The sequence below is a fragment of the Salinarchaeum chitinilyticum genome (assembly GCF_055390775.1).
Genome location: NZ_AP043888.1, coordinates 2902784 through 2918307, shown reverse-complemented (window position 1 = coordinate 2918307; position 15524 = coordinate 2902784). Strand labels below are relative to the sequence as shown.

Annotated in this window: 14 protein-coding genes and 1 tRNA gene; 7 read left to right on the top strand and 8 right to left on the bottom strand. The window is 66.3% G+C overall.

Annotated features, from left to right (window positions below; all coding sequences use genetic code 11):
- Position 1 precedes the first annotated feature (1 nt).
- Together ACZ5KP_RS14115 and ACZ5KP_RS14110 are read right to left on the bottom strand one after the other, a co-directional pair.
- A complete protein-coding gene (locus tag ACZ5KP_RS14115; RefSeq protein ID WP_460918498.1) occupies positions 2-1570 on the bottom strand; it encodes a DNA-directed RNA polymerase subunit B'' in 1569 nt (522 codons plus the stop codon).
- On the bottom strand, positions 1570-1797 hold the full coding sequence (locus ACZ5KP_RS14110) for a DNA-directed RNA polymerase subunit H (protein WP_460918496.1): 228 nt from the start codon (positions 1795-1797) through the stop codon (positions 1570-1572). The genes ACZ5KP_RS14115 and ACZ5KP_RS14110 overlap by 1 nt, the downstream gene beginning before the upstream one ends.
- A 328-nt stretch (positions 1798-2125) precedes the next feature.
- On the opposite strand from ACZ5KP_RS14110, the gene ACZ5KP_RS14105 reads away from it, so the two are divergent.
- Positions 2126-2198, top strand: a tRNA-Asp gene (locus ACZ5KP_RS14105).
- Positions 2199-2397: 199 nt separating this feature from the next.
- Complete coding sequence (locus ACZ5KP_RS14100) at positions 2398-3345, top strand: aminopeptidase (RefSeq protein ID WP_460918495.1); 948 nt, start codon at positions 2398-2400, stop codon at positions 3343-3345.
- A gap of 87 nt (positions 3346-3432) precedes the next feature.
- Here ACZ5KP_RS14100 and tbsP read toward each other — a convergent pair whose 3' ends face one another.
- Both tbsP and ACZ5KP_RS14090 read right to left on the bottom strand, forming a co-directional pair.
- The gene (tbsP, locus tag ACZ5KP_RS14095; protein WP_460918493.1) at positions 3433-4248 is read right to left on the bottom strand and encodes a transcriptional regulator TbsP; all 816 of its coding nucleotides are present in this window, start codon (positions 4246-4248) and stop codon (positions 3433-3435) included.
- Between the two features lie 352 nt (positions 4249-4600).
- A complete protein-coding gene (locus tag ACZ5KP_RS14090) occupies positions 4601-6823 on the bottom strand; it encodes a hypothetical protein (RefSeq protein WP_460918491.1) in 2223 nt (740 codons plus the stop codon).
- A 176-nt stretch (positions 6824-6999) separates the two neighbouring features.
- Between ACZ5KP_RS14090 and glyA the strand changes: the two genes are divergently transcribed.
- Positions 7000-8256 (top strand): serine hydroxymethyltransferase, encoded by a 1257-nt coding sequence (gene glyA / locus ACZ5KP_RS14085; RefSeq protein WP_460918490.1) that lies wholly within the window; start codon positions 7000-7002, stop codon positions 8254-8256.
- A 106-nt stretch (positions 8257-8362) separates the two neighbouring features.
- Positions 8363-9208: a hypothetical protein gene (locus tag ACZ5KP_RS14080; RefSeq protein ID WP_460918489.1), complete on the top strand. Its 846-nt coding sequence runs from the start codon at positions 8363-8365 to the stop codon at positions 9206-9208.
- Positions 9209-9271: 63 nt separating this feature from the next.
- Here ACZ5KP_RS14080 and ACZ5KP_RS14075 read toward each other — a convergent pair whose 3' ends face one another.
- Both ACZ5KP_RS14075 and ACZ5KP_RS14070 read right to left on the bottom strand, forming a co-directional pair.
- Positions 9272-10267, bottom strand: coding sequence for a tyrosine--tRNA ligase (locus tag ACZ5KP_RS14075; RefSeq protein WP_460918488.1), 996 nt, complete (start codon positions 10265-10267; stop codon positions 9272-9274).
- A gap of 120 nt (positions 10268-10387) precedes the next feature.
- The gene (locus ACZ5KP_RS14070; protein ID WP_460918487.1) at positions 10388-10987 is read right to left on the bottom strand and encodes a hypothetical protein; all 600 of its coding nucleotides are present in this window, start codon (positions 10985-10987) and stop codon (positions 10388-10390) included.
- A 229-nt stretch (positions 10988-11216) separates the two neighbouring features.
- On the opposite strand from ACZ5KP_RS14070, the gene ACZ5KP_RS14065 reads away from it, so the two are divergent.
- Entirely contained in the window at positions 11217-12161 is a 945-nt protein-coding gene (locus ACZ5KP_RS14065) for a biotin--[acetyl-CoA-carboxylase] ligase (protein WP_460918486.1), read from the top strand.
- Positions 12162-12206: 45 nt separating this feature from the next.
- Here ACZ5KP_RS14065 and ACZ5KP_RS14060 read toward each other — a convergent pair whose 3' ends face one another.
- On the bottom strand, positions 12207-12722 hold the full coding sequence (locus ACZ5KP_RS14060; protein ID WP_460918485.1) for a universal stress protein: 516 nt from the start codon (positions 12720-12722) through the stop codon (positions 12207-12209).
- 797 nt (positions 12723-13519) lie between these two features.
- Between ACZ5KP_RS14060 and ACZ5KP_RS14055 the strand changes: the two genes are divergently transcribed.
- Together ACZ5KP_RS14055 and ACZ5KP_RS14050 are read left to right on the top strand one after the other, a co-directional pair.
- Positions 13520-14077, top strand: a complete 558-nt coding sequence (locus ACZ5KP_RS14055) for a hypothetical protein (protein ID WP_460918483.1) — start codon at positions 13520-13522, stop codon at positions 14075-14077.
- Complete coding sequence (locus ACZ5KP_RS14050) at positions 14074-14313, top strand: hypothetical protein (protein WP_460918482.1); 240 nt, start codon at positions 14074-14076, stop codon at positions 14311-14313. Before ACZ5KP_RS14055 ends, ACZ5KP_RS14050 begins: the two co-directional genes overlap by 4 nt.
- A 50-nt stretch (positions 14314-14363) precedes the next feature.
- Here ACZ5KP_RS14050 and ACZ5KP_RS14045 read toward each other — a convergent pair whose 3' ends face one another.
- A complete protein-coding gene (locus ACZ5KP_RS14045) occupies positions 14364-15326 on the bottom strand; it encodes a zinc-dependent metalloprotease (protein WP_460918480.1) in 963 nt (320 codons plus the stop codon).
- Positions 15327-15524: the final 198 nt, after the last annotated feature.

Sequence of the window (15524 nt, the reverse complement as noted above, 5' to 3'; positions counted from 1 at the left end):
GTCAGTCTCCCTCCGCTCGTCGCTCGACGCCCTCGATGCCGGGGATCCCCTCGACACCCATCGACGCCAGTTCTCGTTTCAGTTCCCGGTCGTCCTCGATGTCCTGTGACAGCTCCATCGCCTGCGCGAAGTTCTTCACCAGGCCACAGTTCGGCCCCTCCGGCGTCTCGGAGGGACAGACCCGACCCCACTGGGTCGCGTGCAGGTCCCGTGCCTCGAAGTGGGGCTGGGACCGGGACAGCGGCGATCGAAGTCGGCGAAGGTGAGAGAGAACGCCCATGTGGTCGGTTCGATCGACGAGCTGTGAAACGCCGGAGCGGCCGCCCACCCAGTTCCCGGTGGCGAGCGGGTGCTCGAGGCGTTCCGTGAGCACGTCGGAGCGGACGACCGTGGAGACGGAGAGGTTCCGGTTCCGCATGTTGGCTCGCTCGAGCTGGTACTTCACGTCGCGTGCGAGCTTGTTGAGCGCGGTCCGGAACAGGTCGGTCATCAGGTCGCCGCTGACCTTCAGGCGCTTGTTCGCGTAGTGGTCCTTGTCGTCGGACTCGCGGCGCTCGAGTGCGAGCTCGAAACAGGCCTCGGCCATCCGGCAGAGGTAGAAGGACTTGTTGATGCGAACCTCCTCCTCGTCCACGCCCTCCTCGTGGAGGTGCGGCAGGAGGTAGCGGTCGATCACGTAGTTGGCCCGCTTGAGCTGGTAGTTCTTGCCCTGCCCGCTCGCGACGCGTTCGCCGAGGGTCTCGATGGCTTCCTCCTCGGTCTGGACGTCGGCGGCCTCCAGGTTCTCCAGCATGAACTTCACGATGTCCGGGTCGTCGGAGACGCGGTGGACGATCTCCTCGTCGGACTCCAGGCCGAGCGCGCGGACGAGCGTGACGAAGTCGATGCTCCCCGAGACGGACGGGAAGGAGACCTCGAGCAGCCCCTCGCGGTTGCGCTCGACGAGCACCAGCGCGCGGTAGCCACGGCGCTGGCTGAACGTCTTGGCGACCTGGATCTCGTCGCCGTACTTGGTGTCGTACTCCGCGAGGATCTTGTTCGGCGCGAGGTCCTCGCTGGTCATCAGCACGCGCTCGGAACCGTTGACGCAGAAGTAGCCACCGGGGTCGGCGGGGTCCTCGCCGATCTCGATGAGCTCCTCGTCGGAGAAGCCGTTGATGTTACACTTGTTCGATCCGACCATGATCGGCATCCGGCCGATCTTGGTCTCCGTGCGGTCGACGACCCGATCCTCGCCCTGCTCCTCGTCGCCTTTCACGATCGCCATCTCCATGAAGACGGGCGCCGAGTAGGTGATGTTCCGGAGGCGAGCCTCCTGCGGGTAGAGCAGCTCCTCGCTGCCGTCGGCCTCCCGAACGCGTGGGGTGACGACCCGCACTTCGCCGAGCTCGACGTGGACGGGCTCCTCGCCCTCCTTGTCGCCGATGTCGGTGTCGATGGTCTCCTTCTCGTCCACGACCTGCTGCATGCCCCGGTCGAGGAAGTCGTTGAACGAGCGGAAGTGATGCTCCGCGAGCCGTTCCTGGGAGAAATACTCCCGGGAGATAGCGCGTCGGTCCTGTCGATCCATTAGTCTACCACCAGTCGGTACGTTGTCGCGCGATCCGTCGTTCGCGAGTCCCGGACGATCTCGACGACGTCGCCTTCCGTCGCCTCGTCGGGCAACGCGGGATCGCTTCGTTTGATCTTCGGCAGGTCTGTGCGTTTGATGTCGTACTCGTCGAGCACGTCGTCGAGAACGTCCTCCTCGACGACCTCGTGCTCGGGGACGAGTTCGTGCTGGCTGACGTCTACCATGTGTTGACTACTGGGGGAGAAGCGGCTATCACGAGATACTACAGATATCTACACTGCGGGACCCCCTTAACCCTTGCCAAATCCGGCTGCTGGAGCTATCGCAGACCGCAGCGACGTCCGCGTTCGAAGCGGCGAGTGACGATGTGTACGACGACGTTCGCGAGTGCACCTAATAGGCGTTTGGGGGAGCAGGGCTCGCGAGGTTCGAGTTTCACGGCGTGCGAGCGTCCGGTGACGGGGATCGTTGATGGGACGTGTCCCCTTCGCATACCGGGATTCTTTGCAAAGCCTTAAGTTGTATTCCCGGTCTACGAATGAGTGCAGGCAAGCCCGGATGGTGTAGTGGCCCATCATACAACCCTGTCACGGTTGTGACGCGGGTTCAAATCCCGCTCCGGGCGCTTTTCGCAGCGAACAACGAACGAGGAGCGACAGCGACGAGTGAGTCACGCTGCGAAAAGCGGTGACGAGGGGTTTGAACCAGGGGAGTGCATGCCGGCCGACGGTGCTGTCCCGATCGCCCCGACGGGGCAGGGGAGCCTGGAACCGACCACCCGACGCGGCGGAACGACCAAGGCAGCGGCGACCAATTCCGGAACTATGACCGACCTGGAGGCGCCTGCGAGGACCGCGATCCGGGACTGTCTGGCCGTGACGAGTGGCGAATCCGTGGCCGTCGTCACCGACGACGAGCGACTGCCGATCGGAACGGCGCTCTACGACGTCGCCAGCGAAGTGACGCCGGACGCGACGCTCGTCCGCTACCAGCCGGGCGACCAGCACGGCGCAGAACCGCCGGAGCCGGTCGCGGGAGCGATGGCAGACAGCGACGTGTTCGTCGTACCGACGACGAAGAGTCTCAGCCACACACGCGCCCGGACGAGAGCGTGCGAAGCGGGTGCGCGCGGCGTGACGCTCCCCGGCATCACCGAGGACGTCTTCACGACCGGACTCGACGCCGACTACGAGTCCATCGCCCGCGAGTGCGAAGCGATGCTCGACCACGTGAGCGGCGCCGAGGAGATCCGGATTACCACGGAGCTCGGAACGGATTTCACGGTCCGACCCGGCAGTCGGACCTGGAACGCCGACACCGGCCTCGTCCACGAACCGGGGGACTTCTCGAACCTCCCCGCCGGCGAGGTGTTCGTCAGCCCCAAGAGCGCCTCGGGAACGTACGTCGTCGACGGGACGATGATGCCCCACGGGCTGCTCGAATCGGGAGAGACGCTCCGGTTCGAGGTCGAGGACGGCTACGTGACCGAGATCTCCGATCCGGCGATCCGCGAGCAGGTCGAAACGGCCGCCACCGAGGTCGGCGACGCGGCGTACAACCTCGCCGAGCTGGGGATCGGGACGAACCTTGCGGTCGACTCGCTCGTCGGATCGGTGCTACTCGACGAGAAGGCAGCGGGCACCGTCCACGTAGCGATCGGTGACGACGCCGGGATCGGTGGCGACACCGACGCACCGCTCCACCTCGACGGCATCATTCGTGACCCGACGGTGTACGTCGACGGCGAGCAAATCGGGCTGCCATCGCCCTGAGCGGTCGCTCCTCGGCGGACGAGAGCGATCGATACGAAACGGTCGAAGAAGCAGCGTCTCGAATCCAGTCAGTGCAGTTCAGCAGGGTCAGGCGAGCAGCGACTGTGCCGCGCTGGCGAGCTCGCCGTTGTCTGCACCCTGGAGTCGCTCGTCGCCGAGCTTGAGCCGGAGTCGCGGACGGCCGACGTCGATCGGGACCTTCTCCGTGTCGAGGAGCCCCTTGTCCTCGAGCTTGGTCTTCGTCCGGGAGAACGTCGCCTTGCTGGCGATCCCGATGTCCTCGCCCCACTTGCTGATGTCGTAGAGGAGCGCTTCGTTCTTGGCGGCGACGAGGAGGCTAATCGTGACTTCGTCGAGGCCGTCGCCGTCACCACGGGCCGTCTCGAGCGAGGCCAGGATGTTCGTGAAGTCCTCCTCTGCGTCGGCGCCGATGTCCTCGGAGAGGGTCTCTCGGACGCGCTCGATCGAGGGCGTCCGGAGGCTGTACTCCTCGGCAGCGTCCCAGTCGCCCTCGTAGCGCTCGTTGGCGGCAGCGACGAACTCGCCCTCCTCACTGACGAGGCCCGCGACCTGCGTACCGGCGTCGACGATCGCGACGACGCGGTCGTCGGTGACCAGCAGTGCGTTCTCGGGACCGTCCTCGACGGTGCGGAACTCGAGCACGCCGTCCTCGATGAGGACCGCGGCGTTGCTCGCCACGATGAAGTCGTCCATCACGTCCTTGAGCGTCCGCTCCTCCGCGAGGACGCGAACGGTCGGCAGGTCGTCGCTTCCCGAAGCGACGTCGATCAGCGATTCGAGCCCATCCCGCGTCGGATTGACGACCACAAGCTCCTCCCCCGCGTCGGACAGCGCCGAGCGAAGAATATCGTCAAGCCGATCGCCGAGTAAATTCGATTCCATAGACGTACGGGTATAAAAGAGCCATTGTTACTTAATTTTATTGGCCCTTCGTTGTCCACATCATTCAAGTCCGTGGACGAAACTTCGATGGAAATCGCCAATCGACATCAGCCGGCCGGGTGTGGGTTTTGGACCAAAGACTGAAGTCACTGGCAGGCAGTGACACGAAGCGTGCTACGAATCGTCGGGTATCTCTCGCGAGTAGCGGGCGGCAGTGGCTATACCGGGCCCTGAGTTCGAGGCCTTCTCACCGATCACGAGGCACAGTCCTCGATAGCGAGTTCTCGGCAGGCGGATCAGTGCTAGCGTCGCGACCTCGGCACACGTCATCGACGTCTCGTCCTCGAGTTCCTCACTCACCGGAGCGGATCCGATCCGCCAGCGACGCCGACCAGTAGACGTCCCCGTCGTAGATCACCGGTAGCGCCGCCCGATCGAGGAAGGTCGCGAGCTCCGAGCGATCGAGCAAATACTCCGAGACGTTGCCACAGAGGTACGCGTACCGATCGTCCCCGAGGTACGGACGGTAGAAGCTCCCCGCGTGGCGCGAGCAGAACTGGTCGTAGGAGAGCAGGAACCCCTGATCGACGGCATCGAGTTCGACGGTCGCGGGAAGCCGGTTCTCGCTCTGTGCGAGCGCGTGCGTCCCGTCGCCGACGACGGCGTAGTCCTTGCCCATCATGATCCGACGTCGTGCGAGCTGGAGCGCCCGCTCGAATCCGAACCCGTGGACGAGAAGCTGGGCGAACGACGATCCGACGGCGACGGCGTGGTCGTTCAGCACCTGCGAGAAGGTGATCGCACCGGCGACCGCACCGGTACGGACGAGCTCCACCCCCTCGTGGTAGGAGCCACAGGCGTTGAGGAAGAACGTCTGGGCCCCACAGCCGTCGATCGACGACGCCGAGAGGTGGCCGTCGGGGCACCGAAACCCGTCGGTCTCGCAGTGACCGATGTAGTGGACGAAGTCGTGATCGTCCTCGAACAGGGCAGCGAGATCAGCGACGGAGAGACGCTCGTGTACGGAGACGTCGATCGAGACGTCGCCTCCGCGCGTACGGTAGATATCTGCGACGTCGGCGTGTTCGGCGTCCATCTCGGCGTCGTTGCGAACGACCGCGATGTCGATCCCGTCGCTCTCGCGGTCGAGCGCGTCGATCCGGTGCTGGTAGGCCTCGGGGAGACACCGGAAGACGTCGATCGGGGTGCCGTCGGCGAGCCACCCGTGGATGCGACCGCCGCGAAGTTCCGGTTTGACGACGTCGACGGAGGCCACCTCGCCAGCGCTTCTGACGTCCGCCGAGCTCCCGCCACCGGAGAGCGGAACGCGATCGAGCGCGTCGCCCTCCGTCGTATCGGGGGCGGGCGCACTCACCGATTGCTCCGTCCGATTCCGCTCCCGTGACGTCTCGCGCGAGGTGTGTCGACGCGCGTACTCGGGCGCTCGTCCCCGATAGAAGTCGTCGAGCGAGCGCTCGACCAGTTCGCTGCCCTCGAGTTCCGAGGTCCGGGGCATGTAGACCAGGCTCATCCGATCCAGCAGGAAGGGAATCGCCTGGATACCGTCCTCGTCGGGCTCGACGTAGGTCGAGCAGTGCCAGTCGGGCAGTCGCTGCTCGATGGCGCCGTAGGGCACGTCGAGATACGCCGCGAGACGTTCGGCCGGCGAGGCCGCGTACAGCGCCCCGGCGTCGACGCCGAGGGCGTCGAGGAGGCTCGCCTCTGCGAGCTCCGTGCCGTATGGGCCGGCGTTGCGAACGAGACAGTCGAGGAAGAACACCTTGCGCAGGAGCCGAGTGGCCTCGCGCTCCAGGTCGGGCATCGCCGGTAGCTCGAGTGCGACGTCCGTATCGGGAGCACGAACCATCGGCGACGCGACGTTGCCTACCTCGACGTCTGCTCCGAGATAGTACGCGAGCGGTGCGAGGACGAGGAGCGGTTCGAGCGCGTTCGGTGCGAGGAGCTCGATCCCTGTGTCCGAATGGGCTGCCCGAATCTTCTCGGGCACGACGGCCTCGTCGATGGACTCGTCGATTTCGAGCAGCGGCGGGTGGCCGCGAAGCGTCGGATAGGACCGATCCGCACCCGTGGTCTTGTGCGCCACCGAGGCGTGGGTCACCGCCGTCGCGACGCCCTCCGGCGTCGGCGGGATCGTCATTGCGGTCGTCGGTTTGCGGGCGCGACCACGGAAACCGAGGGTCAGCCGGCGCCGCCCTGGCAGTGACAGCACGACGCCGTCGTAGTCCGCGGTTCGACAGAGCGTGAACGGTCCGTTCAGGCGAATGTACGTCTTGACCTCCGCGTCGACGTCGATCAGGTACTCGCCTTCTGGCATCGCCATCGGCTCGGTGTCGGCACCGAGTTCCTCGGTCTCCCCGGAGGACAGCGAGATGGCGTAGACGACCGCGCCCGGCAACGTGAGCTCGGCGGTCAGACAGTCGAGGGTGATATCCACTGGCCGCGGCAGATCGCGGTCCGCGTCGGTGAACTCGAGGTCGGAGCCGCTGACCGAGCACTCCGCGCCCGCGGAATCGTGAACGCGAAAGCCGGTCTCGGTTCCCTCCCACTCGAGCATCCGTGGAGCAGCGTATCGTTCGGCCGCCCTCATAGAGCTTTCCGTGTGGTTGCCAGTGGCAGGGGCCGACGGCAGGCAAAACGAGAGTCGGGACCCCGCGCCCAGCAGCGACGCCTGCGGTGGCGAGAGCCGGCACGTTCCGATGGATATAGGGCGCCACCGGCGAAGTGAGTCGTATGCGCCACGACAGCGTTCGCGAGGCCGATCCGGCCGTCGCCGACGCACTCGAGGGCGAGATCGAGCGACAGCGATCCACCCTCCAGCTCATCGCCGCGGAGAACCACGTCAGCGAAGCGGTGCTCGATGCCCAGAGCAGCGTCCTGACGAACAAGTACGCCGAGGGCTACCCCGGCGCACGCTACTACGGCGGCTGCGAGTTCGCCGACGACGTCGAACAGCTCGCGATCGACCGCGCGAAGGAGCTCTACGGCGCCGACCACGTCAACGTCCAGCCCCACTCCGGCACGCAGGCCAACCAGGCCGTCTACTACGCCATGCTCGAGCCCGGCGACAAGATCCTCTCGCTGGACCTCGAACACGGCGGCCACCTCTCCCACGGTCACCCGGCGAACTTCGCCGGACAGCTCTACGACGTCGAGCAGTACGAGGTCGATCCCGAGACGGGCTACCTCGACTACGAGGGCCTCCGCGAGCACGCCGAGGCGTACGAGCCCGACGTGATCGTCGCCGGCTACTCCGCCTACCCCCGCGAGGTCGAGTGGGAGCGGATCCGGGCGGCCGCCGACGCGGCCGACGCGTTGATGGTCGCCGACATGGCCCACATCACCGGGCTCGTTGCCGGGGGCGTCCACCCCTCGCCGGTCGGCATCGCCGACTTCGTCACCGGCTCGACGCACAAGACGATTCGCTCCGGTCGCGGCGGGATGGTCATGTGCAAGGAAGAGTACGCCGACGACCTCGACACGGCCGTCTTCCCTGGCGGGCAGGGCGGCCCGCTGATGCACAACATCGCTGGCAAGGCCGTCGGCTTCGGTGAGGCCCTCGAGCCCGAGTTCGAGGAGTACGCCGAGCAGACCGTCGCGAACGCGAAGGCGATGGGGGAGCACCTCCAGGAGCACGGTTTCGAGCTCGTCTCCGGCGGTACCGACAACCACCTCGTGCTCGTCGACCTCCGGCCGTCCCACCCCGACACCTCCGGTGGCGACGCCGAGGAGGCGCTCGAAGACGCCGGGCTCGTGCTCAACGGGAACACGGTTCCCGGCGAGACGCGCTCGCCGTTCGACCCCAGCGGGATCCGCGTCGGCACGCCCGCGATCACGACCCGTGGCTTCGAAGAGGCCGAGGCCGAGACCGTCGCTCACCTCATCGCCCGCGTCGTCGACGCCGTCGCTGCAGGCGCCGAGGACGAAGTCGTCCCAGACGTCCGCGAGACCGTCGAGGACCTCTGTGCGGAGCACCCGATCTACGAGTAGCGCTGGCGCTACTGCTCGTGGTTCGCACCTCGGGATCTGAGCCAGACTGCAACGATCGGCCGAGAGAAACACCGTGGTTTTTCCTGGCCGGATAGTTCGTCATGACGTGGCGATTGGACTGGAAGGAATCGGCGCAGTACTCTCCGTCGGCGTTGCGATGACCGTCGCCGGTGCCTGGCCACTGTACAAGGGCTGGCGGCGTCGGGACCGATACAGACTCGTTCGAGACGCGCCCACCGAAACACCAGCGACGACCACGATCAATGAGACGGTCCTTCTGACGGGAACTGCGACCAAGCGGGACGGCACCGTCACGGCGCCGCTCTCGGGGGACGACGCGCTGCTCGCGACGTGGTCGATCCTCGAGTGGCAAGACGAGACCAAGATGAAGTACTGGAGTGACGAGGCCAGAGGACTCCGACGCGCGCCGATTCAGATCGAAGCCGAGGGCGAGGCCGTCGCCCTCCCCGAGCGATCGAACGAAGCGCCGACCGACGCCTTGACCAGCATCGTCGGTTTCGACGCCATCACCGGCTTCGAGATCGGCGGCGCACTCGTCGAGCTCGAGAACTTCGATATCAGCGAGGACGTGCCCCAGGCAGACGATCCGCCCGAGAGGTTTCGGAAGCTCGAGCGCCAGATCGGACTCGATGCGCCCGACCCCGGCGTGACGCTCGTCGACCTCGGACGGACGCACGGAACGCGACGGTACCGCGAAGCCGCCCTCAACGACGGCGATGCGATCACGATCCGGGGAACCTTGCGAACGGCCGAGGAACCCGGTGCAGCCCCGGTGCTCTCGGCACCGGATGACGGCCCACTACTCGTCTCCGATCTCGACGCCGACGCTCTGGAGCGACGCTATCGACGATCCTACCGGATCTTGTTCTACGGTACCATTGCCGTGATTCTCACGATGATGCTGTTCGCAGCACTCGTCGTGACGGCCTGAATCTTCTCGCGTCTACTCGGCATAAAAGGTCGGGGGTGTCGGACGCCGCAGTTCCGTCGATTCTCAGTCGTCGAGTTTCTGGAGCTTCTCGCGACCCGGCGCGATGAGCTCGTCGAGCGCGCTCGCCAGAGCGGACTTCGCGTCCGCGGGATGCAGTGCACCAGAATCGAGCGCCTCCGCGAGTGCGTCGTAGCTGTCGTAGCTGACGTTGCCGCCGTACTCGTCGGGACGCTCGACGGTGACCGACTCGAAGCGCGGGAACACGTGGTACTGGAACAGCTGGAGGACGGGGTGCTCCCGGTCCTGGCCGTCGTCGGTCGGTTCGGGATCGCGCGTCGGCGGGCAGTACGACGCGTTGATCTTGTCTTCGAGGTCCGCGGTGGAATCCTCCATCGTGATGTCGACGCCCTCGCTGGCGGACATCTTGCCGACGCCGGTCTCGAGGTCGGCGATGATCGGGGTGTGGAGCGCGGGACGAACCTCGTAGCCCAGTTCCTCCATCCCCTCGCGGTGGAGCATGTGGACCTTGCGCTGGTCGATGCCGCCGACGGCGAGATCCAGATCGAGGTACTCGATGTCCAGCGCCTGCATGATGGGGTAGACGACGTGGGCGACGCTGGCAGTCTGGCCGGACTGAATCTCTGCCATCGCGCGCTGGGCGCGGTTGAGCGAGGTGTTCACGGACAGCTCGTGAACGTCGAGGACGTAGTCGTCCTCGAGCTGGAACTCCGAGCCGTAGACGAACTCGGTCTGCTCGGGGTCGAGTCCATACGCGAGGAACTGGGCCTGCATCGCCTCGGCGGTTGCTTCGAGCTCTTCGAACGTTCCCTTGCCGTTGAGGTAGGCGTGAACGTCCGCGAGGAGCACGACGACCTCCATGCCGAGCTCCTGGAGATCGATCAGCTTGTTCGCGGTGAGCAGGTGGCCGAGGTGGAGCGCTCCGGAGGGCTCGTAGCCGACGTAGGCCCGCTTTCCATCGGGATCGGCAGCGAGTTCGCGGGCCTCCTCGTCGGTCACGACCTCCACGGCGTTCCGGGAGAGCAGCTCGTAGGCCTCCATGTTCCGGGGGAGGAGAGGGGTGTTCAAAGGCGTTGTGTCATCGGGGCTGGTGAGGCCTGGAAGAGTCACCGCTACCGGCGAACGACGGCGAAAAATGACAGCCAGCGACGGATCGTGTGTCTACAGGCTCAGCGAGTCGGGTGCAAACTCCTGCGTGACGACGACGGCGATGATGGAGCCGACGGCAGCAGCGATGCCGGCACCGAGGCTGCTGACGAGCGTGTTCACGAGGTTGATGCTGACGGCACCAACAGTGACGACGCCGAGGAACCCACCCACGACGCCGAGCACGACCATACTGACGATCGAGACGACCGCTGCGACCTTGACCGGCGTCTCCTCCTCGTGGCCAACCTTGAAGGCCAGGAAGGCGCCGAGCAGCGGAATTACGAACAGGCCGAACTGGATCAGGGTCATCGGATTCACAGCCGTGTTCTTCGACTCGTAGAACGGCCCAAGGAAGATGAGGTCGTGAGCCCACTGGTTCTGGATCACGACGTTCAGCCCGAAAGCGACGCTGATCGCACCGGCTAGCGCCGCCAGGTAGATCACCCAGTCCTGAAGCGTCTCCTGCTCGGCATCGTTCAGGCTGAGATAGGAGCCGATTTCGACGCCACCGCTCGAACCGCCTGCGTCGGTTGCCGGTGTCTCTGTGGCACCTGCAGAGTTAGCCTCGGACGGTTCCTCCGTTTCGACCTCCTTCGCATCTGTGTCTGGCATACAGAGAGTTGGTTATCAGATTATCCCTTAACTATTTCCCTTAGTGAATAAAAAGAGTAGGACGTATTTACTCAGCAACAAGCGCGTTCCGTCGCCGATTTTTTGCACAAACAGGTCCCTCCCCCGACTATCAACGAGCCGCCAGTAACGACTTGCTACAGCAGGTTGGTCTCCGTGTCCGCCGATCTACGCAGGAACGCTCAAGAGGCCCCACCGTACAGATCCCTACGTGACCGATACGCGACACGGAATTCTGGAGGCACTTGCCGAGGGACCTCGCTCGGGAGAGGCCCTCGCCGATATGCTGGAAGTCTCCCGCGCGGCCGTCTGGAAACACGTCGAGGCGCTCCGCGAACAGGGGTTCGAGATCGAGAGCGGTCCCGACGGCTACGCGCTCGGCGACGTGCCGGAGTTCGGCGGCGACGCGATCCAGTTCGGGCTCGACGCGCCGTTCGACGTCGAGTTTCAGGAACAGGTCGGGAGCACGAACGACGTCGCTCGGGATCTCGCTGCCGACGGCGCGGCGGACGTGGTCGTCGTCACCGAGGAGCAGACCGGTGGCCGTGGCCGGCTGGATCGCGAGTGGGCGTCGCCGCCGGGCGGCATCTGGCAGAGTATCCTGCTGCGACCCGACCGCCCGGCGGCGACGATCCCGCAGTTCACCCTCGCCGCTGCAGTGGCGGTCACGACCGCGGCGCGGGAGGCCGGCGTCGACGCCGGCATCAAGTGGCCCAACGACGTGTTGGTGGGAGACGGGCGGAGCGGACGCGAAGCCAAGCTCGCTGGCGTGTTGACCGAGATGGAGGGCGAGGCCGACCGGGTCGAGTGGCTGATCGTCGGGATGGGAATCAACGCGAACCTCGACGCCGAGGCGCTTCCAGACGAAGCGACGAGCCTCCGGGCAGAACTCGGCGAGGACGTGAACCGTCGGCTGTTCGTCCAGCGCGTGCTGGAGACCTTCGACGACCTCCGCGCCGATCCCGACGCGATCCTGGACGCCTGGCGAGCGGACGCGCTCACCCTCGGGCGGGAGGTCCGGGTCGAAACGGCGAGCGGCGAGACCGTCGTCGGCACCGCGACGGACGTTGAGCGGCCCGGAACGCTGCTCGTCGAGACGGACGACGGCGTCGAGCGGATCCACGCCGGCGACTGCGAACACCTTCGACCGACGTGAGCGGTCGCTGTGCGGCGGTGATCGTCAGTCGTTGATCCGACACCCTCAGGAAGCGTCCTCCGCGGATTCCGGCGGCTCCTGCGCCGTCGTCCCAGCGTCGCTCGCCGTGCGCTCCTCGGCGTCCGGCGGCTCGCCCACACGAACGGTCAGCACCGGGATCTCGGAACTGCGGACGACCCGCTCGGCGACGCTTCCGAGCAGGAGGCGGTCGAGGCCCCCGCGCCCGTGCGTGCCCATGACGATGAGATCGCAGTCGACCTGTTCGGCGTACTCCACGATCTGTCGGCTCGGCGATCCGTCGACGACCGCGGTCTCGACCTCGACACCCGCCGCGGCAGCCAGCTCCGTGACCCGGTCGAGTGCGGCCTCGCCTTCCTCGGAGAGGACGTCGCGTATCCCGTCCCAGGACGTCTCCATCGGGATACCGCCGTAGCTCGCCGTGTTGACCACGTAGACCGCGTGAATCGTGGCGCCGTGGGCTGCTGCGAGGTCGATCGCGTGGTCGACTGCGCGCTCGACGCCAGCCGAACCGTCCGTCGGGACGAGGATCCGCTCGTACATGCTCCCTGGTACCGGATGGCGCGGAAGCGGCAAAACTGTTCGGGAGATCTGGCGGAGAACGTTGTGGCTACTTCGACAACGAGAGAAACCAGAATCGTGAGACAACCGTTTCATTGGGAAAGTGGCGTCCGAAAGCCCCAGGGGCTCGATATCCCGGGACTCGCTGCGCGCTTCGCTCGGTCGTTCTTCCCTCGCTGCAGTGCTTGCATCGCCCGGGGACAGCCGAGAGCCCTGCCCCTTTCGATGTCCCACCCACCGCACATCAGACCTCCCCAGCCTTCTGCGCTGCTCGCTCCGCTGCGCTGCCTGAGGCGAAGCCTCAGACTTGCTGGATCTCCGATCCAGCATCGCTCGGCCCTCGCGCGCTGGCTGTCGACGGTCGCTCGCCCGCTCCGGGGCTCGCGACCCCGCCAGCGCGCGCCGACGCGGTCCACCGGGGTTTCGCGATCGGTGGAAAATCGATCCGGGCGGGGCTCCGGAAGGGGCCGACCGGTCGTCGGTTTAGGCGACGCAAGCACTGCACTGAGCGAACGGAGTGAGCGAGGGAAGCGCGCAGCGAGCGTAAACCGACGAGCGGGAGGGGGCTGTCGCGGCGAAAGCCGCGACGTCGGGAGATCTGTGATCTCCCGGTATCCGTGGCGGTTCGCTGTCACAGCTCACTCTGCGGCTCGCAACTGCAAGACTCAGTAGTCGAGTAGTGCAGTTTGAAGGACAGTCCGCTCCGTTCGAATTACCACAGGATCCACTTCGACGGCATCGACACGTTCTTTCTCGGCGACGGGCAAGTCACCTCCAACATGCGGGTACGGGACTGGGACGATCTCGTGGCGGACGTGGTCGAGAGCGACGTGGATCCCCAGGGCTGGCGGGCGGTCGGGGGCGATCGGTCCTCGGGGGTCGGCGAGGATCTGTACCTCGGACACCCGAGCGCGGGCGTCTACCAGCTCAAGACGTTCGCGAAGAACCCCTTCGAGGTACGTGGGGTCGGTGCCCACGTCGCCCGGCGAATCGACGAGGATCTCGATCCGCTGTTCCCGGGCAAGGGTGGCGACCAGAGTGGCCTCTTCGCGGTCAACGACGGCCCGGAAGACGAGGACGAGGCCGAGACGATGGCCAGTCGCGTCGAGGAAGTCGTTCGCACGCACGCGGACGCGCCGACGACGCCCGACGCACTCTTCGAGGACGTGATGGACGCGATGGAGTCACCGGCGTACGGCCCGATGGAGTACGACCAGTACGGGCGCCCAGAGGCTCTCGACGACCTCTCAGCAACCTTCGAGGAGGCCGAGGACGTCCTCGAGGCCGAGTTCGAGGACGTCGTCGACACGAGCGACGTCGGCAGGGGGTTCGAGTGATCGACACGCTCGCGGACGTCGCGTTGCGACCGAACCGCTTCCAGTTCGCGATCGTACTGACCGTCGCCGCGAGCGGCGGGCTCGTCTCCCTGTCCTTCGGCGCGTCGCTCGCTGCAGTGCTCGTGGCGACGCTCGCCGGAGCCCTCGTGGGGATCGTGCTGACGGCCTATCTCACGCACATCGCACCGGACTCGGGCGCGTCGAACCGGCCGGGAAGAGGACGCGGACCGCGCTAGGGCGGCCAGATCACTCCCATCGATTCCCGGGCACGGCTCGTACGGCGCATTCAGGGGTCGATGCGCTGGAGCCACAGGGCCGGCTCCTCGAGTTCGTCCGCTGTCGGAAGGTGCTCGGGCGACTCCCAGACCGCACCGGCAGCAGCGAGTCCGCGAGCCTCGGCGACCTCGTCGAAGAACGCCTTGCCGCGCTCGTACTGCTCGCGCTTGAGGCCGATGCCGAGCGCGCGCCGGAGCAGCTTGCCGAGCGGGCCGGCTTCCTGCCGTCGAGCGTCGAGCTTCTCCCGGAGGTCGTCGGATTCGTCGTCGAAGGCCTCGTCCATGAGGAGCTCCGCGTAGCCCTCGACGGCCGTCATCGCCGTCTGGAGTTCGGTGAAGCTCTCCCGATCCAGGGTGCCGTCTGCGACGCCGTCGATTCCCTGCTCCATGCGCTCGGCGAGGTGGTCGGTGAGCCACGGTGCCGCACCGAACTCCGCCGCGTGGGTCACCTCGTGGAAGGCGATCCAGCGCCGGAAACGGGGGAACTCCACGTCGAGCGTGTCTGCCACGGCGACGATGTTCGGGTGGACGAAGTAGAGCCCGTGGTCGTCCTGTGGCGCGTCGGCGAGCAGGAGCGGATCGTACTGCCCGAGGACGTTCCGGGCGAGGTAGCCGAGCATGACCGACATCGTTCCTGTGTTCGTCTTGCGCGCGAGTCCGGGCACCATCGAGTCGTCGGCCAGCCCTTCGAGAGGCTCCATCACGCGGCGGAAGGTGTCGACGTTCGCGTGGACCCAGTGGTGGCGGTGCTGGATCTCCAGCGTCTCCGGCACGACGAACTCGTGGGCGGTGACCTCGCGAACGCGCTCCCTGGCGTCGCGAACGTCCGCGGCATACCCCTCGCGCTCCACAGAACCGAGATCCAGTGCCCCGGGCTCGGTCGAGGCGCAGGCCGCCTCCGCGACCGCGTCCCAGTCCACGAGTCCGTCGCCGGACGCGCCCGCGACCGCCCGAACGCTGTGGTAGATCGTCATGAACTTCGTTGCGACTGCGGGGTCAAAACCCTTCTCCCGCCGCAGTCCTGCGGATGGTAGCCGGCTACGTACAGTTGACTGCCAGCAGCGTCGAAAAACGTGGGACTGGGTGCGGAGATCGGTCGGGTCCAGCAGCGCCCGAACCGACCACGCGGCGTGCGCCGACGGGTTCCATCGACCAGCAGAGGGGATCGACCT

What these genes read in the sequence shown, in the direction of transcription:
- ACZ5KP_RS14115 (WP_460918498.1), bottom strand. Translation starts at nt 1,570, where the DNA reads ATGGATCGACAGGACCGACGCGCTATCTCCCGGGAGTATTTCTCCCAG.
- ACZ5KP_RS14110 (WP_460918496.1), bottom strand. Translation starts at nt 1,797, where the DNA reads ATGGTAGACGTCAGCCAGCACGAACTCGTCCCCGAGCACGAGGTCGTC.
- ACZ5KP_RS14100 (WP_460918495.1), top strand. Translation starts at nt 2,398, where the DNA reads ATGACCGACCTGGAGGCGCCTGCGAGGACCGCGATCCGGGACTGTCTG.
- tbsP (WP_460918493.1), bottom strand. Translation starts at nt 4,248, where the DNA reads ATGGAATCGAATTTACTCGGCGATCGGCTTGACGATATTCTTCGCTCG.
- ACZ5KP_RS14090 (WP_460918491.1), bottom strand. Translation starts at nt 6,823, where the DNA reads ATGCTCGAGTGGGAGGGAACCGAGACCGGCTTTCGCGTTCACGATTCC.
- glyA (WP_460918490.1), top strand. Translation starts at nt 7,000, where the DNA reads ATGCGCCACGACAGCGTTCGCGAGGCCGATCCGGCCGTCGCCGACGCA.
- ACZ5KP_RS14075 (WP_460918488.1), bottom strand. Translation starts at nt 10,267, where the DNA reads ATGGAGGCCTACGAGCTGCTCTCCCGGAACGCCGTGGAGGTCGTGACC.
- ACZ5KP_RS14070 (WP_460918487.1), bottom strand. Translation starts at nt 10,987, where the DNA reads ATGCCAGACACAGATGCGAAGGAGGTCGAAACGGAGGAACCGTCCGAG.
- ACZ5KP_RS14060 (WP_460918485.1), bottom strand. Translation starts at nt 12,722, where the DNA reads ATGTACGAGCGGATCCTCGTCCCGACGGACGGTTCGGCTGGCGTCGAG.
- ACZ5KP_RS14055 (WP_460918483.1), top strand. Translation starts at nt 13,520, where the DNA reads ATGCGGGTACGGGACTGGGACGATCTCGTGGCGGACGTGGTCGAGAGC.
- ACZ5KP_RS14045 (WP_460918480.1), bottom strand. Translation starts at nt 15,326, where the DNA reads ATGACGATCTACCACAGCGTTCGGGCGGTCGCGGGCGCGTCCGGCGAC.